This window comes from Thioclava sp. F42-5 (genome assembly GCF_002213195.1).
In the GTDB taxonomy this organism is placed as follows: domain Bacteria; phylum Pseudomonadota; class Alphaproteobacteria; order Rhodobacterales; family Rhodobacteraceae; genus Thioclava; species Thioclava nitratireducens.
Window position 1 is genome coordinate 13,338 of record NZ_NBNZ01000005.1, and the last position, 20,443, is coordinate 33,780.

At 64.1% G+C, this 20,443-nt stretch carries 22 protein-coding genes and 1 tRNA gene; 15 read left to right on the forward strand and 8 right to left on the reverse strand.

Annotation, left to right across the window (positions count from 1 at the left end; translation table 11 throughout):
* Positions 1-91: 91 nt before the first annotated feature.
* Together B6V74_RS13465 and B6V74_RS13470 are read right to left on the reverse strand one after the other, a co-directional pair.
* A complete protein-coding gene (locus B6V74_RS13465; protein WP_088723081.1) occupies positions 92-715 on the reverse strand; it encodes an ABC transporter substrate-binding protein in 624 nt (207 codons plus the stop codon).
* Entirely contained in the window at positions 678-1,442 is a 765-nt protein-coding gene (locus B6V74_RS13470; RefSeq protein ID WP_088723082.1) for a VacJ family lipoprotein, read from the reverse strand. The genes B6V74_RS13465 and B6V74_RS13470 overlap by 38 nt, the downstream gene beginning before the upstream one ends.
* A 226-nt stretch (positions 1,443-1,668) precedes the next feature.
* On the opposite strand from B6V74_RS13470, the gene B6V74_RS13475 reads away from it, so the two are divergent.
* Complete coding sequence (locus tag B6V74_RS13475; protein ID WP_088723083.1) at positions 1,669-3,432, forward strand: type I secretion system permease/ATPase; 1,764 nt, start codon at positions 1,669-1,671, stop codon at positions 3,430-3,432.
* A complete protein-coding gene (locus tag B6V74_RS13480; protein WP_168184230.1) occupies positions 3,429-4,763 on the forward strand; it encodes an HlyD family type I secretion periplasmic adaptor subunit in 1,335 nt (444 codons plus the stop codon). Before B6V74_RS13475 ends, B6V74_RS13480 begins: the two co-directional genes overlap by 4 nt.
* 18 nt (positions 4,764-4,781) lie before the next feature.
* Here the strand turns inward: B6V74_RS13480 and B6V74_RS13485 are convergent, their stop codons facing one another.
* Positions 4,782-5,960, reverse strand: a complete 1,179-nt coding sequence (locus B6V74_RS13485) for a lytic murein transglycosylase (protein WP_088723085.1) — start codon at positions 5,958-5,960, stop codon at positions 4,782-4,784.
* 171 nt (positions 5,961-6,131) lie between these two features.
* Here B6V74_RS13485 and B6V74_RS13490 point away from each other — a divergent pair, with 171 nt between their 5' ends.
* Complete coding sequence (locus B6V74_RS13490; RefSeq protein ID WP_075775432.1) at positions 6,132-6,503, forward strand: hypothetical protein; 372 nt, start codon at positions 6,132-6,134, stop codon at positions 6,501-6,503.
* 46 nt (positions 6,504-6,549) lie between these two features.
* Here the strand turns inward: B6V74_RS13490 and B6V74_RS13495 are convergent, their stop codons facing one another.
* On the reverse strand, positions 6,550-7,725 hold the full coding sequence (locus B6V74_RS13495; protein WP_088723086.1) for a MalY/PatB family protein: 1,176 nt from the start codon (positions 7,723-7,725) through the stop codon (positions 6,550-6,552).
* A 129-nt stretch (positions 7,726-7,854) separates the two neighbouring features.
* On the opposite strand from B6V74_RS13495, the gene def (B6V74_RS13500) reads away from it, so the two are divergent.
* The 8 genes from def (B6V74_RS13500) to B6V74_RS13530 all read left to right on the forward strand — a co-directional run bounded on the left by def (B6V74_RS13500) (position 7,855) and on the right by B6V74_RS13530 (position 12,069).
* Positions 7,855-8,400, forward strand: a complete 546-nt coding sequence (gene def, locus B6V74_RS13500; RefSeq protein ID WP_088723087.1) for a peptide deformylase — start codon at positions 7,855-7,857, stop codon at positions 8,398-8,400.
* Positions 8,400-8,900 carry a peptide deformylase gene (gene def, locus B6V74_RS13505; protein ID WP_088723088.1) on the forward strand — a complete coding sequence of 167 codons (501 nt, stop codon included), beginning with the start codon at positions 8,400-8,402 and terminating at the stop codon, positions 8,898-8,900. Before def (B6V74_RS13500) ends, def (B6V74_RS13505) begins: the two co-directional genes overlap by 1 nt.
* 3 nt (positions 8,901-8,903) lie before the next feature.
* Complete coding sequence (gene fmt, locus B6V74_RS13510) at positions 8,904-9,800, forward strand: methionyl-tRNA formyltransferase (RefSeq protein WP_088723089.1); 897 nt, start codon at positions 8,904-8,906, stop codon at positions 9,798-9,800.
* A 95-nt stretch (positions 9,801-9,895) separates the two neighbouring features.
* Positions 9,896-10,054, forward strand: a complete 159-nt coding sequence (locus tag B6V74_RS19015) for a hypothetical protein (protein WP_157771525.1) — start codon at positions 9,896-9,898, stop codon at positions 10,052-10,054.
* A gap of 21 nt (positions 10,055-10,075) precedes the next feature.
* On the forward strand, positions 10,076-10,957 hold the full coding sequence (locus B6V74_RS13515; protein ID WP_075775427.1) for an SPFH domain-containing protein: 882 nt from the start codon (positions 10,076-10,078) through the stop codon (positions 10,955-10,957).
* On the forward strand, positions 10,954-11,232 hold the full coding sequence (locus B6V74_RS13520) for a hypothetical protein (RefSeq protein ID WP_077701024.1): 279 nt from the start codon (positions 10,954-10,956) through the stop codon (positions 11,230-11,232). The genes B6V74_RS13515 and B6V74_RS13520 overlap by 4 nt, the downstream gene beginning before the upstream one ends.
* 116 nt (positions 11,233-11,348) lie before the next feature.
* On the forward strand, positions 11,349-11,672 hold the full coding sequence (locus tag B6V74_RS13525; protein WP_075775425.1) for a hypothetical protein: 324 nt from the start codon (positions 11,349-11,351) through the stop codon (positions 11,670-11,672).
* A gap of 157 nt (positions 11,673-11,829) precedes the next feature.
* A complete protein-coding gene (locus B6V74_RS13530; RefSeq protein WP_088723090.1) occupies positions 11,830-12,069 on the forward strand; it encodes a hypothetical protein in 240 nt (79 codons plus the stop codon).
* Between the two features lie 12 nt (positions 12,070-12,081).
* On the opposite strand, the gene pyrF is transcribed toward B6V74_RS13530, so the two are convergent.
* On the reverse strand, positions 12,082-12,783 hold the full coding sequence (gene pyrF / locus B6V74_RS13535; protein ID WP_075775466.1) for an orotidine-5'-phosphate decarboxylase: 702 nt from the start codon (positions 12,781-12,783) through the stop codon (positions 12,082-12,084).
* A gap of 80 nt (positions 12,784-12,863) precedes the next feature.
* Positions 12,864-13,073 (reverse strand): hypothetical protein, encoded by a 210-nt coding sequence (locus tag B6V74_RS13540; RefSeq protein ID WP_088723091.1) that lies wholly within the window; start codon positions 13,071-13,073, stop codon positions 12,864-12,866.
* 212 nt (positions 13,074-13,285) lie between these two features.
* Between B6V74_RS13540 and clpB the strand changes: the two genes are divergently transcribed.
* Positions 13,286-15,907 carry an ATP-dependent chaperone ClpB gene (gene clpB / locus B6V74_RS13545; RefSeq protein ID WP_088723092.1) on the forward strand — a complete coding sequence of 874 codons (2,622 nt, stop codon included), beginning with the start codon at positions 13,286-13,288 and terminating at the stop codon, positions 15,905-15,907.
* 159 nt (positions 15,908-16,066) lie between these two features.
* Positions 16,067-17,329 (forward strand): DNA polymerase IV, encoded by a 1,263-nt coding sequence (locus tag B6V74_RS13550; RefSeq protein WP_088719797.1) that lies wholly within the window; start codon positions 16,067-16,069, stop codon positions 17,327-17,329.
* A 1-nt stretch (position 17,330) separates the two neighbouring features.
* On the opposite strand, the gene B6V74_RS13555 is transcribed toward B6V74_RS13550, so the two are convergent.
* The gene (locus B6V74_RS13555) at positions 17,331-18,197 is read right to left on the reverse strand and encodes an N-formylglutamate amidohydrolase (protein WP_088723093.1); all 867 of its coding nucleotides are present in this window, start codon (positions 18,195-18,197) and stop codon (positions 17,331-17,333) included.
* A 179-nt stretch (positions 18,198-18,376) separates the two neighbouring features.
* Between B6V74_RS13555 and B6V74_RS13560 the strand changes: the two genes are divergently transcribed.
* Together B6V74_RS13560 and ykgO are read left to right on the forward strand one after the other, a co-directional pair.
* Positions 18,377-18,451, forward strand: a tRNA-Val gene (locus B6V74_RS13560).
* Between the two features lie 81 nt (positions 18,452-18,532).
* Complete coding sequence (gene ykgO / locus B6V74_RS13565; RefSeq protein ID WP_038074920.1) at positions 18,533-18,658, forward strand: type B 50S ribosomal protein L36; 126 nt, start codon at positions 18,533-18,535, stop codon at positions 18,656-18,658.
* A 95-nt stretch (positions 18,659-18,753) separates the two neighbouring features.
* Here ykgO and B6V74_RS13570 read toward each other — a convergent pair whose 3' ends face one another.
* Positions 18,754-20,403, reverse strand: coding sequence for a peptidoglycan-binding protein (locus B6V74_RS13570; protein ID WP_168184231.1), 1,650 nt, complete (start codon positions 20,401-20,403; stop codon positions 18,754-18,756).
* Positions 20,404-20,443: the final 40 nt, after the last annotated feature.

Here is a 20,443-nt window from a genome sequence, read left to right on the forward strand (position 1 = left end):
CGAGCAGACCCGAAAAAGAAGAACGCCCGGACCGCTGGCCCGGGCGTTCTTCTTTTCGACAGGCGCTCAGGCGGGCCGAAACCCGAACCGCTTACCCGGCCTGCTTCAAGTCCTCGATCATCGCGTCGATATTGCCGCGGCGCCGGTCGAGCATCGCACCGATCTCCGCACGCTCGGAGGCGAGCATGTTTACCCCTTCGACGATCAGGTTGAAGAACTTGTCGCTGCCCGAGCGATCGGAGACCTGCCACAGCACCTCGAACGGCGCCTGCCCCGGCAAGCTCGCGAGCGTCTTGACCTCGTAGAAGGTCTTGACCGGACGCGCGCCCTGTATCTGGAACTTCGCCCCCTGAAACTCTCGGAAGCGCTTGCCGTATTTGCGCGAGAGATAGCCCTGGAACGCCTTGGTGAAGGCCGAGAGCTGCGCCGGGCTCGCCTGCCGCGCCGCGACGCCCAACGCCGAGCGCGCGATGACGTTCACATCGGCATATCTCGCGAAAATCCGCTCGAACATCGCGTAGAGGGCGGAACCGGTGCGACCAGAAGCGATGGCCGCATTTACATCGTTCACCGCTTTCTGGATCAGCGACCGCGCCTGTGCATCCGTCAGCGCGAAAGCCGACCCCGGCAACAGGGCCGCCGCGACACCCGCCGCGCCGAGGCCCAGAACATGTCGCCTACTGCGGCAGTAAGTCTTCGTAGGGATCGTAGGCATTCGCATCGCTGGCCTCCTCGCCGTTGAGTTCGTAGCGCCGGTTCTGCAGATACAGAAGCCGACTCTGGGCATAGCTGTCGGCACTATCGTACAGGATCGAATCGACAGTCGTGCCATACATGTCGCGCTTCGCGATCTTGCCGCCGAAGCGCAGCGCTCCCGCGGCGATCCGCTCCTTGTCGGGCAGTGCGTTCAGCGGATCGATCACGAAATCGACCACCATCCCGACCGTATCGCGCGTCGTGGACGGGCCGAAGATCGGCAATTCCTGGTAATTTCCTTCGCCCACGCCCCAGACATGCAGCGTCTCGCCGAAATCGGTATCCGTCTCGGGCAGCGAAAAATCAGTCCCCGCCGGGTCGAAGATGCCGCCCAGCCCGATCGTCGAGTTGATGAAGAAGCGGAAAGTATTCTTCACGGCCGGCTCGGGGCGCCCTTGCAGGAGCGAGTTGAGCACTTTGCCCGGAAGGCTGAGATTGCTGCCGACGTTATAAAGCGTCTTCGTGAGCGGACCGGGCGGGCTGGTATCGGTTGGATCGCCCCGGAAGAACGCCGAATCAAGCTGCTTGTTGAACGCGTGGGTCTTGCGATTGGTGGCCTCGTAGGGGTCGTGAATACCCGTTGCGGGCGGTGCAGGCGCGCAGGCGGCCATCCCCAGCGCGAGCGCCGCAATCAAAGCCACCGCAGGCCGCAGCGCGCGCGGACGCGCCGAAGCTCTTTGTTCCATCCACTGCGCCAAAGTCGCTCCCCCTTCGTTGCGGCTTCAGTCCTGAAATAGATAGAGCGCATCCGGCCTTGTCGCAACGCGAGACACGCAGAACTCCGGAGTTCCGGACCCGTTCGATAGAATTGAACGAAAAAGATCGAGGGAATTAACGCCCTGTTCAGCGCGCGTGCGCCACTCTCGACATGCGCGGCGCTCCAAGCAGCGCCCCCATCTCGGGGAGGGCACGATGCCATATTCCAACACCGAAGAAGCGGTCATCAAACGCAACATCATCAAGGGCCGACGCGAAATGGCCCGCCTGCTGCGCGGGGTGCGTGGGCAATTTGCACTGGTCGCGATATTCGCCGCCTTCATCAATGTACTCGTTCTCGCCGGGCCCCTGTTCATGTTGCAGGTCTACGACCGCGTGCTGCCCGCACGGTCGCTGCCGACGCTGATCAACCTGTTCCTGCTGGTGGCCTTTATGTTCATGATGATGGGCGTGCTCGATTGGGCACGGGGACGCCTGCTCGCCCGGATCGGCGCGGATCATCAGCGCGGCCTCGAAAGGCGCGTGTTCGACGCCGCCATCGTCGACGCGACGGTCAACACGCAGGAGCGGTCGTCCAACAACGCCCTGCGCGATCTGGAAATTCTACAGCGTTACTATGCCTCCCCAGTCGCGGCAGCGGTGTTCGATCTGCCTTGGACGCCGCTCTATCTCGGGGTGCTGTTCGTCTTCCATCCCTGGCTCGGCGCATTGGCTTTTGCCGGGGGCGCCGCACTGATCCTGCTTTCATTCGCGACGCAATTCGTCACGCGCGCGCGGCTGGATGAGACGGCGCAGCTGGAGAACAAGGCCCGCTACCTGGGAAACGACTTTCTTCGACAGATCGAAACCATCGTTTCGCTCGGCATGCGCGAAAGCGGTTTCAAGCGCTGGCAGGCGGCGCGGCACGAATCCATGAACAACGCAATTCACACCACGGATGTCAGCGGCAGCTTCCACGCCGTGATGCGCGCCCTGCGGCTGCTCCTGCAAACCTCGATGCTCGCCCTCGGCGCCTACCTGGTACTGCAGGGTGAGGTGAGCGCCGGGGCGATGGTCGCAGCCTCGATCCTGATGGGCCGTGCGCTCGCGCCGGTCGAACTCGCCGTGGGCGGCTGGACGCAATGGCAGGGCGCCAGCCTTGCTCGCGACCGGCTGGCTGCCCTTCTCGGCGCCCACCCGCCGGAGCGAAAGGGCTCCGAATGGATCACGCCGAAGCCCCAGCTCACCGTGGAAGGCCTCACCATTCGCCCTGCGACGTCCGACCGCGCGACGCTCGACATGATCAGCTTCTCACTCGAACCCGGCGAAGCGCTCGGGGTGATCGGTCCGCTCGGTGCGGGCAAATCAGTTCTCGCGCGCAGCCTGTGCAACTTCCACCGCCCCAGCGCCGGCACGATCCGCCTCGACGATGTGCCGCTCGACCAATACGACCGCGACAACCTCGGGCGGCTGATCGGTTATCTGCCGCAATCGATCTCCTTTTTCCCCGGCACGGTAGCCGAGAATATCGCCCGGCTCGATCCAGCGCCGGACAAGGACCGGGTCATCGCCGCCGCAAAACGTGCTGGCGCGCAACAGATGATTCTCAAACTGCCCGCCGGATATGACACGCCGATCGAGTTCGAGGGAGCATCGCTTTCCGATCGTCAGCGCCAGCTCGTCGCGCTTTCGCGCGCGCTCTATCACGATCCGATACTCCTCGTTCTCGACGAGCCCAACCTGTTGCTGAACGGTGATGCCGGGCCGGGCCTTCATGCGATGCTGAGCGATCTGAAAGCGCATGGCGGCGCGGCGATCGTGATGACCAACAGCCCCGGGGCACTCGCTGAATGCGACCGTATCCTTGTGCTCGATCGAGGTGCGCAGCGCGCGCTCGGCGCGCGCGACGACGTTCTCAAGCGCATGATCGCCTCGGCCACCAAATCCCGTGTTGTGCCCGCCGCGGACAGTGCGGCGTGAGTGACGCGGACGTCCGTTCAGGACAGGAGAGCCGTCGCCAGGCCTCTTCGCTCCATCGCGTTCCGATCGGCTGCGGTCTCGCAGCGATCGTCGCCTTGTTCATCGGATGCGCCATATGGCTGACCTTCACGCGGCTCGCCGGACTGATCCAAGCCTCGGGCCGCATCGAAGTCGATAGTTCCCGACACGTGATCGAGCATCCGACGGGTGGGATCATCGATAAAGTCTACGTCAAAAGCGGCGATCACGTCACCCGCGGCCAAGTGCTTATACGGCTCGATGCGGATGATATCCGCACCGAGCTGGCTATCGTGGAAGCCTCAGAGTTCGCGGTTCAGGCCCAGCGGGCGCGTCTGCAGGCCGAACGAGACGGGACCGAAAGGATCGCTTATCCGGCAAGCCTGTGGGAGGCGGCCAAGCACCGCGAAGATGTCGCGAAGCTGGTCGAGGGGCAAAAGGCTATTTTCGAGGCCCGCAAACAATCTTTCGCCCAGCAACGCGCGGATATGGCGCGGCAGATCCAGCAAATCAGCGCCCAGCGCGACGGAATCGACACTCAGGTCTCGGCCTTGGAACGCGAGGAGCGATTGATCGAAACGGAACTGTCCCTCCGCGAACGGCTGAAGGATCGTGGACTTGCGACCTCGGCGCAAATCCTCGCCCTCACCCGCGAACAGGTTTCGCTGGAGCGACAACTCGGCGCGCTGCGCGCCCAGAAAACGCAACTTACGGTGCAAAGCGGCGGCGTGGTACTCACCGCGTCGCGGCTGCAGTCGCAACGACGGGAGGAAATCGAATCGCAACTCGAGTCCCGCAACGCCCGTGCCATCGAACTCTCGGCGCGCGCGACCCATCTGCGCCGCGAACTGGCGCGGCGCACCCTGCGCGCCCCGGTCAACGGCACGGTGCACGACGTACGTCTGCGCGGCGCGCACGCGGTGCTGCGCCCGGCGGAAATGGCGATGGCGATCGTCGAAACCGGACGGCCGCTCGTTATCAATGCCAGGATCGATCCGATCAACGTCGATGGCGTCGCAGCGGGCCAGAGCGCGATCCTGCGCTTCCCCGGTTTGTCGCGGCGAATATCCAGCGATTTGATCGGAAAGCTCACCCGGATTTCCCCCGATACGCTGACCGACCCGGTGACGGGGGAGAGCTATTATCAAGTGCAGGTCACCTTCGACATTGGGCAGCTCGACACGGAGGAAAGCACCCTCTTGGTTCCCGGGATGCCCACAGAGGTCTTCCTGCAAACCGAGCCGGTCTCGCCAATCCGCTACCTGCTCAGCCCCTTCCTCGATTTCTTCGCACTTGGGGGAGCGGCAGGATGAAGGTTCGGCCCGACACGATCACAACCGATCGAGCAAGACGCGCGTCGGCCAACCGTCCGCAGGCAGTCCGAGCTTCTCCTGCGCCGTCTGGACTGCGTTACGAGTGTTCGCGCCAAGGATGCCGTCCACCGCACCCACGTCATAGCCCTTCGCAACGAGCTTTTGCTGCAGCCGCTTCATCTGCGCCACGCTCAGTCCCGGTTCCGGCGCGCCGGGATCGAGGCGCGGCGCTCCTTCGAGGCGTGTGGCAAAATAGGCCGCGCTGGTGACGTAGACGAAGCTCTTGTTCCACTCGAACAGCACGCGGAAATTCGGATAGACGATAAAGGCGGGCCCCTTGCGCCCCATCGGCAAAAGGATCGATCCGCGCAGGCTGCTGGCAAGCTGCCCTTGCCGCGCACGCACCCCGCGTGCCTTCCAATCGGAGACCGGCAATTCAGTCGTCAGCCCGGTCTTGGACCAATCGAGATCGTCAGGCACCGTGACCTCTTGCATCCACGGCTCGTTCGGCCGCCAACCCATATCGCGCAGCATATTCGCTCCCGACATCAGCGCATCGGGGGCGGACGTCTTCAGACGCACATGCCCATCGCCATCGCCGTCGACACCGTTGCGGAGGATGTCGTCCGGCAGCATCTGCACCTGCCCGATTTCTCCCGCCCAGGCACCGGTGGTTCGCTGGGGATCGAAATCGCCGCGCCGGAAAAGCTTGCCCGCAGCGATCACCTGCGGGCGGAACAGCGCGGGCCGACGGCAATCATGGGCCAGCGTCAGAAGCGCGTCGCGGGTGTTGAAATCGCCCTGCACCGCGCCGTAATCCGTCTCGAGAGCCCAGAACGCCAGCAGCACCCCGCGCGAGACGCCGTAGGTCTGCTCCATCCTGTCGAAGGTCTTCGCATAGCGCTTGGCGTTCTTTGCCCCGTTAACCATCCGATTCTTGCTGATCACCGCGCTCGCAAATTCGAGGAATGTCTTGCGAAACACCCCTTGCGCCCGGTCCGCCCGCAGCACGGCCGGGCTCTGCCGCGCACCGGCGAGGAACGCATCAGCCTGTTGCGCGTTCAGTCCAGCCGCCTGCAGATCGCTGCGAATTCCGGACAGGAAACCGGACCAGCTCCCGCCGCACTGCGCATGGGCCAAGCCGGGGGTGAGCATGGGCGAGAAAGCGAGGGTCAGAATGAGCAAAGCCTTACGCATGGGAGCCTCCGGGTTGCGCGGTTCTCCTCAACGCTATCTTGGGCGACCCAGAGCGACAACCCGATGTGCCAGCCGTGCAAGCCGTTGCAATTTCAGCACTCTTCGCAGACGCAGCATCGGATCATCTAAATGGTTAACTTGCTTTTTACATTGGTGTGATCAGCATGGAGCATGGGGAAGCTGTTGGAGGATGTCATGGAATTCCTGCCCAAGGAGGTCCTTGAAGGACTGCGCGCCGCGCAGAAGCGCGATGCGGCGAAAAAGGCGCGCCTGCGGGTTCTCGCGGGCGGCCAGATCTGGCCGGTGCTGCGCCGGGTTCCAGGCGGATTCGCGCTGGACGCGGACGAGGTCACGCATCTGCGCGGTCATGTCGATCTTTACGACGGCGAGACCCATGTCGCGACCTGCCTGATCGTGGCGTCGGAGATTCAGGGGCATGAGTTGATCTGCACCGTGAAGCGGGAAACCGCGGTCAGCGATCGCGCAGCGCTGGACTTCGTGCAGGAAGCGCCGACTCTCTCGGGCTACCTGACGAAGCTCTGAGCGAGCTAGAGATTTCAAAGGAAAGGGCCGGAAAACCGGCCCTTTTTCATTGCAGATCAGCGAAGGCCGCCTGCAGTCGGTCGACCGCCTCGCGCACCCGCGCCCGCGGCGTGGCGAGGTTGAAGCGCAGGAACCTTTCGCCCCCGGCTCCGAAGGTCGCGCCGAGATTCACCGCGATCTTCGCTTCTTTCAGAACGCGCGACTGGTATTCCTCGGGCTCCATTCCGGTGCCGGAGAAGTCGACCCAAGCAAGATAGGTCGCCTCGAGCGGCATCGAATGCAGTCCTGGAATCTCTGCGATCCCCTGATCGAAGATGCGCCGGTTCTCGTCGAGATAGGCGTTCAGCGCATCGACCCACGCGGCGCCCTCGGGGCTGTAGGCTGCCGTCGCCATCGCGATGCCGAAACTGTTAGGCGAAATCCCCAAGGCAGCCATCCGCTTTGCGAATCGGGCGCGCAGGTCCGGATCCGCAATGATCACGTTTCCGGTGTGGGTGCCCGCGATGTTGAAGGTCTTCGTAGTGGCCGTCATCATCACCAGCGGCAGATCGGGCGCGGCGTTCGCCATCGGGATATGCGTTTCGCCCGGCATCACGATGTCATGGTGAATCTCGTCCGAGACCAGCACCAGCCCGTGGCGCTTCGCGAACTCGGCCGTGGCTTCCAGTTCTGCACGGGTCCAGACGCGGCCGCCGGGGTTGTGCGGCGAGCAGAGGACGAGCATCTTCTCGGAGCCGGTCATAAGCCCGTCCCACGCGTCGAAATCCATCTCGTAGCGACCATCGACCAGCTTCAGCGGGCATTCGCGCACCTCGCGCCCGGCCGCACGGATGACACGCGCGAAGGCGTGGTAGACCGGCGTCATCAGAACGACCGCATCGCCCGGATCGGTATAGGCGTCGACGCAGAGCGCCGTGCCGTTGACCAGCCCATGGGTCGTGAAGATCCAGTCAGGTTCGATCTCCCAGCCGTGCCGTTCGCGCATCCACCACTGGATCGCGGCACGGTACTCGTCCTCGCCGCCCCAATAGCCATAGATGCCCTGCCCGACCATCTCCTCGAGCGCGCGCTGAACGCAGACGGGCGGGCGGAAATCCATATCCGCGACCCACATCGCGATCCCGTCTTCGGGCGACACGCCGTAAACCTTTTCCATCGCGTCCCATTTCTGCGAATGGGTGCCTACGCGGTCGATGATTTCGTCGAAGTCGGGTTTGCTCATTTGCGCCTCTCTCTGGTCGGATTGGGCGCATCTGAGCAAAAGCGAAGCCGGGTTACAAACGGCGTTTTGTCACTGGCACAATCACCGCCGCCATTGCACAGAGGCATTGCTTCGCCTAAATCCCTGCCCATGACGCTACGACCGATCCTGATCCATCCCGATCCGCGCCTGAAAAAGGTCTGCGAGCCGGTGCCCGAAGTTAACGACGAGATCCGCAAGCTCGCCGATGACATGCTCGCGACCATGTATGACGCGCCCGGCATCGGCCTGGCCGGGCCGCAGGTCGGCGTGATGAAGCGGATCTTCGTGATGGATTGCGTGAAGGACAAGGAAGCGGTCCCCGAGCCGATGGTCCTGATCAATCCCGAGATCAGCTGGACTTCGGAAGAGACCAATGTCTACGAGGAAGGCTGCCTCTCGATCCCGGATCAATATGCCGAGGTGACGCGCCCCTCCGAGGTGCGGATGAAGTGGCTCGGCCTCGACGGGCAAAGCCATGAGGAACAGTTCGACGCGCTTTGGGCGACCTGCGCTCAACACGAGTTCGACCATCTCAACGGCAAGCTGTTCATCGACTATCTCGGTCCGATGAAGCGCAAGATGATCACCCGCAAGATGGAGAAGCTCAAGCGCGAGCGCGCCCGTGCGGGCGCCGCCAAGGATCCGATCCTCTGATGGCCGCGCGCGCGTTCATCCCCTATGACGACCGCCGCCTGCATCGCCAGGCCGAGCCGGTCGAGACGATCACCGAAACCGTCCGGATGATCTGGGACGACATGGTCGAGACGATGGACGCGATGCCCGGCGTCGGCCTCGCCGCGCCGCAGATCGGCATCATGATGCGGCTTGCGGTCGTCGATGCGTCGGACAAGCGCGGTCAGGCCGTGCGGATGGCGAACCCCGAAGTGCTTCATGCGTCGGTGCAGATGCGCAAGCACGAAGAGGCCTCGCCCAACCTGCCCGGCGTTTTCGCCCCGATCGAGCGGCCTCGCGCTGTGACGGTGCGCTTCCTCAATGAAGACGGCGAGATGGAGGACCGCGATTTCGTGGGGCTCTGGGCGACGAGTGTCCAGCACCAGATCGACCACCTCAACGGCAAGATGTATGTCGATCATCTCTCGCCCCTGCGCCGCAAGATGCTGGTGCAGAAGTCGAAGAAACTCGCGAAAGGCTAAGCGATGCGCGTCATCTTCATGGGAACGCCGGAGTTCTCCGTCCCCGTTCTGGAGGCGCTGGCCGGCGCGCATGAGGTTGTCGCCGTCTATAGCCAGCCGCCCCGCCCCGCCGGTCGCGGCAAGAAAGAGCGCCCCTCACCGGTCCATGCCAAGGCCGATGAACTGGGGATCGAGGTGCGCACCCCGCGGAATTTCAAAGCCCCCGAGGATCGTGAAGCCTTCGCCGCGCTGAATGCCGATATCGCGGTCGTTGTGGCCTACGGGCTGATCCTGCCGCAGGCCATTCTGGATGCGCCCGCGAAGGGCTGCCTGAATATCCACGCCTCGCTGCTCCCGCGCTGGCGCGGGGCCGCGCCGATCCACCGGGCGATCATGGCAGGCGACAGACAGACCGGCATCTGCATCATGCAGATGGAAGCCGGACTCGATACCGGGCCGGTTCTGCTGCGCGAAGCGACCGAGATCGGCGCGACCGAGACCACCGGCGAGTTGCATGACCGGCTGAGCGCGATGGGCGCCCGGCTGATCCTCGATGCGCTGTCCGAGATCGACTCGCTGATCCTTCAGCCTCAGCCGGAGGATGGCGTCACCTATGCCGCGAAGATCGACAAGGCCGAAGCGCAGGTCGATTGGACGCGCCCGGCCGACGAGGTGATCCGCCATATCAACGGCCTCTCGCCCTTCCCTGGCGCCTGGACCGAGATCGCGGGTGAACGGATCAAGCTGCTGCGCGCCGCCCCGGCAGAGGGCAGTGGCGCGCCGGGCGAAATCCTCGACGGGTTTACGATTGCCTGCGGCACTGGCGCGCTGGAAATCCTCGAGGCGCAGCGCCCCGGCAAGCGTCCGATGTCGGGCGACGACGTCTTGCGCGGCCTGCGCCTGCCCGCTCGCCTCAGCTGAGCGCAACTACCTTCCCAAAACGCACAACTTGCGGCAGACTTGCGGGAAAACCACAAGGAGCAGTCGATGACCCCCCGCATGAGTGAGTTCGCCTGATGGGCGTTCTGTTCGGCTTTCTCGCGACGGCAGGCAGCCGCATCGTCGGGATCGGCTTCGCACTCGCCATCTGGCTGCTCGCGCGCCCGGGAGGCTGGGCCGTGCTCGTGGTGCTGACACTGCTCGCCTTGCGCGTGTTTCCCGGTCACCAAGTTTGAGTTCAGAAGGTCGAGGCCCAGATGTTATTCGTTAATTCCCTGAGCGGCAGCGATATCGTGATGATCGCCATCGCGATGCTGCTGATCCTGTCCGTCTTCCTCGGCGTCCGGATCGTGCCGCAATCCGAAAAACATGTCGTGGAGAGATTCGGCCGGCTGCGCGCGGTGCTCGGCCCCGGCATCAACTTCATCGTGCCCTTCCTCGACCGCGTGCCGCACAAGATCTCGATCCTCGAGCGCCAGCTGCCCAATGCGATGCAGGATGCGATCACCGCCGACAACGTGCTGGTAAAGGTCGAGACCTCGGTCTTCTACCGAATTACCGAGCCGGAGAAGACCGTCTATCGTATCCGCGATGTCGATGCGGCCATCGCGACGACGGTGGCGGGGATCGTGCGCTCCGAGATCGGGGTGATCGAACTCGACGAAGTGCAATCGAACCGTGCCCGTCTGATCGAGAAGGTCCGCGAGCAGGTTGCCGTGATGGTCGACGATTGGGGGATCGAGGTGACCCGTGCCGAGATTCTCGACGTCAATCTGGACGAGGCGACCCGCGCCGCGATGCTGCAGCAGCTCAACGCCGAACGCGCGCGTCGGGCGCAAGTGACCGAGGCCGAGGGCAAGAAGCGCGCGGTCGAGCTCGCCGCCGAAGCGCAACTGTTCCAGGCGCAGAAAGAGGCCGAAGCCCGCCGCATCTCGGCGGATGCCGAAGCTTATGCGACCGAGGTGGTTGCGCAGGCGATCGCCAAGAACGGGCTCGAGGCCGCGCAATATCAGGTCGCGTTGAAACAGGTTGATGCGCTGGCGCAGGTGGCCAAGGGCGAAGGCAAGCAGACCGTGATACTGCCCGCCGCAGCCCTCGAAGCCTTCACCGACGCTTTCCAACTGCTGAGGAAAGCATGATGGACCTGTGGCAACTCCCGTGGGTCTGGGTCGTCGCCGGTCTTGTGCTGGGCGTCGCAGAGATGATCATCCCCGGCTTCATCTTCCTCGGCTTCTCGATCGGGGCCGTCGTCACGGGCGCGCTCGTCTGGATCGGCATCGTCGGAAATTCGGTCCCGATCACGCTGATCACCTTCGCGATTCTGTCGATCATCGCATGGCTCGCGCTGCGCAAGCTGATGGGCGTGCGACGCGGTCAGGTGAAGCACTGGCATGACGATATCAACGAGAACTGACCCCGTGTGACGAAACCGCGTCCGGCGGGTTCCCGCGCACCCCGGGAACTGGAAGCGGCCTATCGATGTTCTCTCGCCAATACGCAGAGAGAGATGAAAATCGACAGGAGATCATCATGTCTGACACGCATAATCACGAACGCTCGGGTCTGGGCGGCATCTACTTCGTTCTGGGCGCGGTCGTCGTTGCGCTCGGTATCGTCCTTTGGCTGATGATGGCGCCCGGGGATGAAAGCGCCACCACCGCGCCCGCAGAAAGCGACGCAAGCTCCACTTCGGTCACGATCGAAAACAGCGACTCCGCTGCCCCGGCGGATTCGTCGGGCGCGACCGCCTCGGGCGATGCTGCGGCGGGCGATACCGCGGCTAGCGACAGCGGCAGCACCGACACCAGCGGCGCTGCTGCCGAGGCCACCACGCAGAGCGGCGGATCGAACTGATTTCCGCCCTTCTGGATCACGCGCAAGTGAAGCGGCGTCCTGCGGGGCGCCGTTTCATTTTGCGCCGCGCTCCGCCTATCTGAGGACAGGAGGAGGAACGCAGGCCATTGCCTCGCGTTTCCTTTACCGAGGGACCAAAGCGAAGAGGCGAGCAGAAATGGCCAAGGATTCGAACCGACAAAGCAGTATCGGCGGCCTGATACTCACCCTTGTGGCGCTGGTCGCGGCGCTGGGTGTCGTGGTCTGGTTGGTTGCGGATACGCCGGTTGACGGCGGCGACGAGGCCGCCACCGATCCACCGAGCGAACAGCAGATGTCAGATCCGAATGCCGCGAAGGTCGAAGTCGCGCCCGACTCGAAGACGAGTGGCCCGGCCACCGGCGGCGATGGCCAGTGACCTAAGCGCCAGTCAGCCCCGAAGCTCTTGGAGGATCGCTTCCGCCGCGGCGCGCGGATCGGGCGCGCGGTGGATTGGGCGGCCAACGACGATATGGTCAGCGCCTGCGTCCACGGCGGCTGCCGGGGTCGCGATCCGCTTCTGGTCGCCGAGGTCGGCCCCGGTCGGGCGCACGCCCGGCGTCACGATCAGCTTGCCGGTTGCCTCGGGCAGCGCCCGGATCATCGCCGCTTCCTGCGGCGAAGCGATCACGCCATCGGCACCCGCGTCGAATGCACGGCCCGCACGTTCGGCGACGAGATCGCTGATCGCACCCTCCTTGATGAGCGCGCCGTTCAGGTCTTCCCGGTCGAGCGAGGTCAGGATTGTCACGGCGAGGATTTTCAGGTCGGTGCCCGCGGCGCCTTCCTTCGCGGCCTTAACCACATAGGGATCGCCATGCACGGTGAGGAAATCAAGGTCGAACTGCGCCAGACCGCGCACCGCGTTTTCCACCGTCGCACCGATATCGAACAGCTTCATGTCGAGGAAGATGCGCTTGCCCTGATCCTGCTTCAGCTCGCTCGCCAGCGCGAGGCCACCGCCGGTGAGCATCCCCAGACCGATCTTGTAGAAGGACACCGAGTCGCCCAACTGGTTTGCCAGCACGAGGCCTTCATAGGCGCTCGGCACGTCGAGGGCGACGATGAGACGGTCGTCGGCGGGCAGGGTCATGTCGGTCATCGCGGAGCGCTCCTTTTCAAGATCGCCCCCTGATGCGGATCAATCACCGCTACGTCAAGCCGTTCGCGGGTTCACAGCCCGCCGATACCACGGCGCTGCGCTTCTCGGGTCAGCGCGCGAGTAAGCTGTCGATGTGGGATGTTCTCGCTGGCTTCGATTCTGACGGGCACCCGCAGCGGCTGCGCGACCCCGGGGATGAAGAATTCTACGATCGCCTCGAAACGGCGTTGCGCGGCATTGTAGATCAGGCGCGCGATATGCGTGGCGTTGCCATGGTGCATGGACCCGGACCCTCCTCTGTGGTCGTCCTCTATGCTTGTCTTCACGTAAACGCTAAACCTTGCGATCTGGTTTCCTCCTGCGGCGAAATGGTCCATCGAAAAGACTTGAAGCGGCGCATGCCACATCCCATTTTTCATAGCGAGACCCGGCCAGGACGGCGCCTAATACAGGGCCAGACACATCCCGGGGGCTTTAAAAAAGGAGAATGCCGATGAACATGGAGAAGTTCACGGAGCGGTCTCGCGGCTTCCTTCAGGCCGCGCAGACGATCGCGATGCGCGAGGGTCATCAACGTGTGGTGCCCGAGCATCTTCTGAAGGCATTGATGGATGACGATCAGGGGCTGTCGGCCAATCTGATCAAGCGCGCCGGTGGCGAGCCTGCCCGCGTGCTCGAGGCCGTCGATCTGGCGGTGTCGAAACTGCCGAAAGTGTCGGGCGGCGACGGGCAGGTCTATGTCGAGCAAAGCCTCGTGCGCGTGCTCGACGAGGCCGAGAAGATCGCCAAGAAAGCGGGCGACAGCTTCGTGCCGGTCGAACGTGTTCTGATGGCTCTGGCCATGGTGAACACGCGCGCCAAGGACGCGCTCGATGCGGGCGCTGTGACGGCGCAGAAGCTCAACGCCGCGATCAACGACCTGCGCAAGGGCCGCACGGCGGATTCGGCCTCGGCCGAAGAGGGCTATGAGGCGCTCAAGAAATATGCGCGCGATCTGACCGAGGCTGCCGAGCAAGGCAAGATCGACCCGATCATCGGTCGTGATGACGAGATTCGGCGCACCATGCAGGTGCTCAGCCGTCGGACCAAGAACAACCCGGTTCTGATCGGTGAACCCGGCGTGGGTAAGACCGCGATCGCGGAAGGCCTCGCGCTGCGCATCATCGACGGCGACGTACCGGAATCGCTGCGCGACAAACGGCTTCTCGCGCTCGACATGGGCGCGCTGATCGCCGGTGCGAAATATCGCGGTGAGTTCGAAGAACGTCTGAAAGCGATCCTCAAGGAAATCGAGGCCGCTGCGGGTGAAATCATCCTGTTCATCGACGAGATGCACACGCTCGTGGGTGCCGGGAAATCTGACGGCGCGATGGACGCGGCGAACCTGATCAAGCCGGCGCTGGCCCGTGGTGAGCTGCACTGCGTGGGCGCCACGACGCTTGATGAGTATCGCAAATATGTCGAGAAGGACGCGGCACTGGCTCGGCGCTTCCAGCCCGTGATGGTGGAAGAGCCGACGGTCGAGGACACGATCTCGATCCTGCGCGGTATCAAGGAGAAATACGAACTCCACCACGGGGTGAAGATCTCCGACTCGGCGCTGGTCTCGGCTGCGACACTCTCGCATCGCTACATCACCGACCGCTTCCTGCCCGACAAGGCGATCGACCTCGTGGACGAGGCCGCCTCGCGCCTGCGCATGGAAGTGGACAGCAAGCCCGAGGAGCTCGATGCGCTCGACCGTCAGATCCTGCAGATGCAGATCGAAGCGGAAGCGCTGAAGAAAGAGGACGATACCGCTTCGAAGGATCGTCTCGAGAAGCTCGAGAAGGAACTGGCGGATCTGCAGGATCGCGCCTCGGAAATGACTGCCAAGTGGCAGGCCGAGCGTGACAAGCTGGAATCGGGCCGCAACCTCAAGGAGCAACTCGACAAGGCCCGGGCCGAACTGGATCAGGCCAAGCGCGAAGGCAATCTCGCCCGCGCTGGCGAGCTGAGCTACGGCATCATTCCGAGCCTCGAGAAGCAGCTCGCCGCGGCCGATGAGGCCGAAGGCGAAGAGCTGATGGTCGAGGAATCAGTGCGCCCCGAGCAGATCGCCGAAGTGGTCGAACGCTGGACCGGCATCCCGACCTCCAAAATGCTGGAGGGCGAGCGCGAGAAGCTGCTGAAGATGGAAGACGAGCTACACAAGCGCGTCGTCGGTCAGAATGCAGCGATCACCGCCGTGTCGAACGCCGTGCGCCGTGCACGTGCGGGGCTCAACGACGAGAACCGCCCGCTGGGCTCGTTCCTCTTCCTCGGCCCGACCGGTGTGGGTAAGACCGAGCTGACCAAGGCGGTCGCCAACTACCTGTTCGACGACGATCAGGCGATGGTGCGGATCGACATGTCCGAGTTCATGGAGAAGCACTCCGTGGCCCGGCTGATCGGTGCCCCGCCCGGGTATGTCGGCTATGACGAGGGTGGCGTTCTGACCGAGGCGGTCCGGCGGCGTCCCTATCAGGTCGTGCTGTTCGACGAAGTCGAGAAGGCGCACCCGGACGTGTTCAACGTGCTGCTGCAGGTGCTCGACGATGGTGTGCTGACCGATGGTCAGGGCCGCACGGTCGACTTCAAGCAGACGCTGATCGTGCTGACGTCGAACCTCGGCTCGCAAGCGCTCAGCCAGCTGCCGGATGGTTCGGATGCAGGCGAGGCCAAGCGTCAGGTGATGGATGCGGTGCGGGCGCATTTCCGCCCCGAATTCCTGAACCGTCTCGACGAGATGGTGATCTTCGATCGCCTGAACCGCAAGGACATGGACGGGATCGTGGAAATCCAGCTCAAGCGGCTGGAGAAACGTCTGGCACAGCGCAAGATCACGCTGGATCTGGACGAGTCGGCTCACAAGTGGCTCGCCGATGCAGGCTACGACCCGGTCTATGGTGCGCGTCCCCTGAAGCGGGTGATCCAGCGCTCGCTGCAGGATCCGCTGGCCGAGGCGATCCTTGGCGGCGAAATTATGGACGGTGCGACGGTCGAAGTCACGGCTGGCCCGAACGGGCTGATCGTCGGCGGTCACGTGGCCCCCTTGGGTGGCACGAAACCCGCCGATGGCGTGCCGCTGCACTAAGAGCCACCTGAAGACGGATTGAGAGGGGCGGAGCGATCCGCCCCTTTTTCGTTAGCATCAAGGGGCGCTGCCCCTCTTGGCTGCGCCAATTCAGCCCGGGATATTTCCGCCAAGGCGAAGAGAGAGTATCTAAGGGATACACCCCCGGATCGAGAGCCCATGCCTGCCCTTTGTCGCCATTGCCTGAAGAGTTTTGACGAGGCACCGAAGCGTTGCCCCGCCTGCGGCAAGGCGCGCATCGTGGCGCATCCGGAGCTGTTCGACCTGCCCATCGCACATATCGATTGCGACAGTTTCTATGCTTCGGTCGAGAAGCGCGACAATCCGGAGCTGTCTTCGCAAGCGGTGATCGTGGGCGGCGGCACGCGCGGGGTGGTGACGACCTGCTGCTACATCGCGCGAATCTCAGGGGTGCGCTCGGCGATGCCGATGTTTCAGGCGCGCAAGCTTTGCCCCGATGCGGTGATCATCAAGCCGCGGATGGAGCACTACGCCAGCGTCTCGCGCGAGATCAGGGCGAAAATGGTGGAGCTGACGCCGCTGATCGAGCCGCTCTCGCTCGACGAGGCGTTCCTCGATCTGGGCGGCACGGAGCGGCTGCACCATGCGCCCCCTGCCCTCCTGATGGCGCGGCTTGCGCGCGAGATCGAGACGGAGATCGGGGTCACCGCCTCGGTCGGTCTTTCGCATAACAAGTTCCTCGCCAAGATCGCCTCGGATCTCGACAAGCCGCGCGGGTTTTCGGTGATCGGGCGCGGCGATACGGAAGAGTTCCTCCGCGACAAGCCGGTGTCGATCCTCTGGGGCGTGGGGGCGGCAACGCGCTCGGCCCTGGGGCGTGCGGGCATCCGCACGCTTGCCGACATTCGCCGCGCGGGGCTGTCGCGGATGGAGGATCGCTTCGGCGCGTCTGGGCGGCGCCTGTTCGAACTGGCGAACGGCCATGATGCCCGCAGGGTCTCTCCCGACTCGCCGATGAAATCCGTGTCAAACGAGACCACCTTTAACACTGACATCGCCGATCGCGAGGCACTGATGGGCAAGCTGTGGCATCTGGCCGAGAAGGTCTCGGCCCGGATGAAGGCGCGCGATCTGGCGGGGCGGACCGTGACGCTGAAGCTGAAAAAGGCGGATTTCGCGACGGTGACCCGGCAGACCCGGCTGGAAGAGCCGAGCCAGCTGGCCGACACGCTCTATCGGGCGGGGGAGACGCTGTTCGACAAGCTGCCGAAGGGGCAGGCCTACCGACTGATTGGGATCGGGTTCTCAGACCTCATGGCGGCGGATGGGCGCGATCCGGCAGGCGACCTGCTCGACCCTTATGCGGGCAAGCGCGCAAGCGCGGAGCGGGCCAAAGATGCGATCCGGGCGCGATTCGGGGCGGATGCGATCCGCAACGGGCGCGGCTGGGACGGGGAGTGACTTACTCCGCGGCGTGACGCAGTCGATGGGACCCGAGATCGGCGATCTGACGCGCCACCCGGCTCATCAGCGCCGCGAACGCATTGAAATTCTCGTTCGGTGCGATTCGGTTCTGGTCCATGTAGAGGGCGCGGTCGATCTCGACCTGGATCGCGTGATAGCCCTCGCGCGGATGCCCGTATCGCTGGGTGATATAGGCTCCGGCAAAGGGGCTGTTGCGCGCCACGTTCAGCCCCTCGCCTTCGAAGATCAGTTCGATCTCGCGCACGATCTCCCGGTCGGCGCTGGTGCCGTAGCGATCGCCAAGCACGATCTCCGCGCGGCGCGGGCCGGTCGTGGCCAGAGCCTCGGAGGGCATCGAATGCATATCGAGCAGAATTGCCTGCCCGAAAGCGCCATGCGCCTCGGCCATCAGCGCCTCGAGCTGCGCGTGATAGGGCCGCCAGACATGGTTGATCCGCGCCTCGGCCTCGATCAACGGAATCTTGCCGCGATAGATCGCCCGCGCACCGGATACCACGCGGGGAATCACCCCGAGACCAGCAGCGACGCGCGGCCCCGGATGCGCCCGGTCCAGCCCGGCGATCAGCGCCGAATCAAGTTCGTCCTCCGCCCGGTTGAGATCGACCCAAGCCCTCGGATATTGCGCACAGAGAAGCGGGGCGCCGAATTGCGGCACATCCGCCAGCAACTCATCGACGAACGCGTCTTCGGAAGACCGCAGGCGCAGCATGTCCAGAACGGCCCGTTCCTGCAGGCTATGCGGGTAGTGTGCACCGGAATGGGGCGAGGCGAAAACCGCAGCGGTCCGCAACGCCTTGGGGCGATCCAGCCGGAACGGCGGCAAAAGGGCTGGGATGTCGGACATGAAACCTCTTATGATCGCTTAATATCCTACACCGGAACGCTTTCGCGCCAAAAGCCTCTTGAAAGCCGTTTCGACTCTTTATATAGACCCCCAGACCGACGCGACACCGCGCCTTTCGGTTCCCTTCGCGGCCTAGCCGCAAGCGCGAATCAAAGGCACCAACGGGGTCGAACGGGTGTGGGCGGTTAGCTCAGCGGTAGAGCACTACGTTGACATCGTAGTGGCCACTGGTTCGATCCCAGTACCGCCCACCATCTATTCACCGCCCCCGGCTTGCAAGCCCGGGGCATTCGTTTTTCAAGGCGCACCGCGCGCCGCGATACAGGAGAAGGCCGATGAAGGTCCGCAACTCGCTCCGCTCGCTCAAGCAGCGTCATCGCGATTGCCAGGTCGTGCGCCGCAAAGGCCGCGTCTACGTGATCAACAAGACGCAAAAGCGCTTCAAAGCCCGTCAGGGCTGAGGCAGCCGAGCCGAAACGAATAAAGGCCGCGCCAGGGATTTCCCGGCGCGGCCTTTTCCTTTGTTCAGCGTTTCGAGGCTGAGAGGGATCGGCGCTTAACGCGCGCCGATCGCCCCGGCCAGAAGCTGCGCCACGGTGGCCTGATCGAGATAGCCGGTGGCTTCCAGCCCGCCTGCGGTCTGATAGCGGCGAATCGCGCGGCGCGTATCCTTGTCAAACACACCGTCGACCTTGCCGGGTTTCAGGCCCATCTGGGCAAGACGTTGTTCCACCAGCGATTTCGCGACACCGGGCAGGTTGAGGGCGGCCTCTTTCGCAGCGGCCGCATCCATCGCGTCGCTTTGCTGATTCTGTTGCTGCAGCTCGGCAATGCGTGCCTCGGCCTCGGCCTTGAAGGCCGGGTCGGAGCGGCTTGCGAGATAATCCCGGTAGCTGGCGATGGTGTCGGCTTTGCGCGCGGCGTCCCAGTCTGCGCGATCCGCAGCCTGAGCCTCGGAGCGGCGATCCGCTTCGATCTTGTCGAGACGCTCCTGCGCGAGTTCCGCGAACAGACCGTCGGGATATTTCTTGAGATAGGCGCGCAGCCCGGCCTCATCACCCGCCTTGCCGGTCTGCTCCCAATAGGCACGGTCCTGCTGGTCGATCTTGGCCTGACGCGCCTCGGCCTCTGCCTTCAGCTCGGCGGCGCGTTTTTCGCCCTGCGCCGTGAGCGCGGTGAGCTGTGCGCGGGTCAGGTAGCTCGTATCGTCGAAGCCGTTGGCCTTCTGCCAGCGCGCGATCGCCCCGCGCGAGCCCGGTCCGAAGATGCCGTCGACGCCTTTCGGGTCGAATTTCAGGATCGTCAGGTACTGCTGCACCTCGCGGCGCTGGTCGCGGCTAAGGTTCAGCGCCTCCTCCGCGGCCTTCGCTTTCTGCTGCGGTTCGTCACGCAGTTGCTGGATGCGCTGTTTCGCCTGAGCGGCATTCACGCCATTCGGGTAGCGGTCGAGATAGAGCTGATAGGCGGTGATCGAATCCTCGGAGCGCGCCATGTCCCAATACGGGGCAGACGGATCTGCTTCGGGCGTCTTCACCGGGGCGGGTTTCTTCCCCGTCGGCTCGGTGACCAGGGTGAGATCTTGCGTCATGTAGCCACTGGCGGTCAGGTCTGCAGATTGCGCCGACCGCATCAGCGAGGCGCCAGGCTCGGTCAGATTGCCCGACATCAGGCTCGCGACGTTTTTCGGGCTGCCGCGCAGCACCGTCACACCTTGCGGAATGTCGAGCGTGCCGATCCCGGGTTGGGTCAGGCCGTTGCCGTTGCCTGCGTCATCCGCCGCGCCAAGCAGCAGCACCGCGCGGCCGGGGTGCGCGGCTAGAACCGTCATCACGGCGGACAGCGGCAGCGCCTCGCTCACCGCTTCGGGCAGCGAGGTGTCGCGGACATCGACCGGCAGATACCACGTCTCGCCGTCGGAATGGGCGAAGCGGCCCGAGAGCGCCACGACCAGCCGGTCGGCCTCGGGCGCGCGGGTCACGAAATCGCGGAAGCGGGAGCGGATCTCGGCGGCGTCGGCGTCATCCTCGATCAGCACCGAGAAACCTGCCGTCTGCAGCTTCGCTTCGCTATCGGTCAGCGCGGTGCCCGAGCGAAGATCGTCGATCCGCTGGTAATTGGAATTGCCCAGAAGCAACGCCAGATCGGCGGCATGGGCGGGAAGGCCTAGCGCCGCGATCGCGGCACCTGTCAGAAGAAGTTTACGCATGGGGTCCTCCATCTCTCTTACGCGAGGAAACCCCTGAGAT

What these genes read in the sequence shown, in the direction of transcription:
- B6V74_RS13475 (WP_088723083.1), top strand. Translation starts at nt 1,669, where the DNA reads ATGCCATATTCCAACACCGAAGAAGCGGTCATCAAACGCAACATCATC.
- B6V74_RS13465 (WP_088723081.1), bottom strand. Translation starts at nt 715, where the DNA reads ATGCCTACGATCCCTACGAAGACTTACTGCCGCAGTAGGCGACATGTT.
- B6V74_RS13525 (WP_075775425.1), top strand. Translation starts at nt 11,349, where the DNA reads ATGTCTGACACGCATAATCACGAACGCTCGGGTCTGGGCGGCATCTAC.
- ykgO (WP_038074920.1), top strand. Translation starts at nt 18,533, where the DNA reads ATGAAGGTCCGCAACTCGCTCCGCTCGCTCAAGCAGCGTCATCGCGAT.
- def (WP_088723087.1), top strand. Translation starts at nt 7,855, where the DNA reads ATGACGCTACGACCGATCCTGATCCATCCCGATCCGCGCCTGAAAAAG.
- B6V74_RS13520 (WP_077701024.1), top strand. Translation starts at nt 10,954, where the DNA reads ATGATGGACCTGTGGCAACTCCCGTGGGTCTGGGTCGTCGCCGGTCTT.
- clpB (WP_088723092.1), top strand. Translation starts at nt 13,286, where the DNA reads ATGAACATGGAGAAGTTCACGGAGCGGTCTCGCGGCTTCCTTCAGGCC.
- B6V74_RS13550 (WP_088719797.1), top strand. Translation starts at nt 16,067, where the DNA reads ATGCCTGCCCTTTGTCGCCATTGCCTGAAGAGTTTTGACGAGGCACCG.
- def (WP_088723088.1), top strand. Translation starts at nt 8,400, where the DNA reads ATGGCCGCGCGCGCGTTCATCCCCTATGACGACCGCCGCCTGCATCGC.
- B6V74_RS13570 (WP_168184231.1), bottom strand. Translation starts at nt 20,403, where the DNA reads ATGCGTAAACTTCTTCTGACAGGTGCCGCGATCGCGGCGCTAGGCCTT.
- pyrF (WP_075775466.1), bottom strand. Translation starts at nt 12,783, where the DNA reads ATGACCCTGCCCGCCGACGACCGTCTCATCGTCGCCCTCGACGTGCCG.
- B6V74_RS13470 (WP_088723082.1), bottom strand. Translation starts at nt 1,442, where the DNA reads ATGGAACAAAGAGCTTCGGCGCGTCCGCGCGCGCTGCGGCCTGCGGTG.
- B6V74_RS19015 (WP_157771525.1), top strand. Translation starts at nt 9,896, where the DNA reads ATGGGCGTTCTGTTCGGCTTTCTCGCGACGGCAGGCAGCCGCATCGTC.
- B6V74_RS13490 (WP_075775432.1), top strand. Translation starts at nt 6,132, where the DNA reads ATGGGGAAGCTGTTGGAGGATGTCATGGAATTCCTGCCCAAGGAGGTC.
- B6V74_RS13555 (WP_088723093.1), bottom strand. Translation starts at nt 18,197, where the DNA reads ATGTCCGACATCCCAGCCCTTTTGCCGCCGTTCCGGCTGGATCGCCCC.
- B6V74_RS13530 (WP_088723090.1), top strand. Translation starts at nt 11,830, where the DNA reads ATGGCCAAGGATTCGAACCGACAAAGCAGTATCGGCGGCCTGATACTC.
- B6V74_RS13540 (WP_088723091.1), bottom strand. Translation starts at nt 13,073, where the DNA reads ATGCACCATGGCAACGCCACGCATATCGCGCGCCTGATCTACAATGCC.
- fmt (WP_088723089.1), top strand. Translation starts at nt 8,904, where the DNA reads ATGCGCGTCATCTTCATGGGAACGCCGGAGTTCTCCGTCCCCGTTCTG.
- B6V74_RS13485 (WP_088723085.1), bottom strand. Translation starts at nt 5,960, where the DNA reads ATGCGTAAGGCTTTGCTCATTCTGACCCTCGCTTTCTCGCCCATGCTC.
- B6V74_RS13495 (WP_088723086.1), bottom strand. Translation starts at nt 7,725, where the DNA reads ATGAGCAAACCCGACTTCGACGAAATCATCGACCGCGTAGGCACCCAT.
- B6V74_RS13515 (WP_075775427.1), top strand. Translation starts at nt 10,076, where the DNA reads ATGTTATTCGTTAATTCCCTGAGCGGCAGCGATATCGTGATGATCGCC.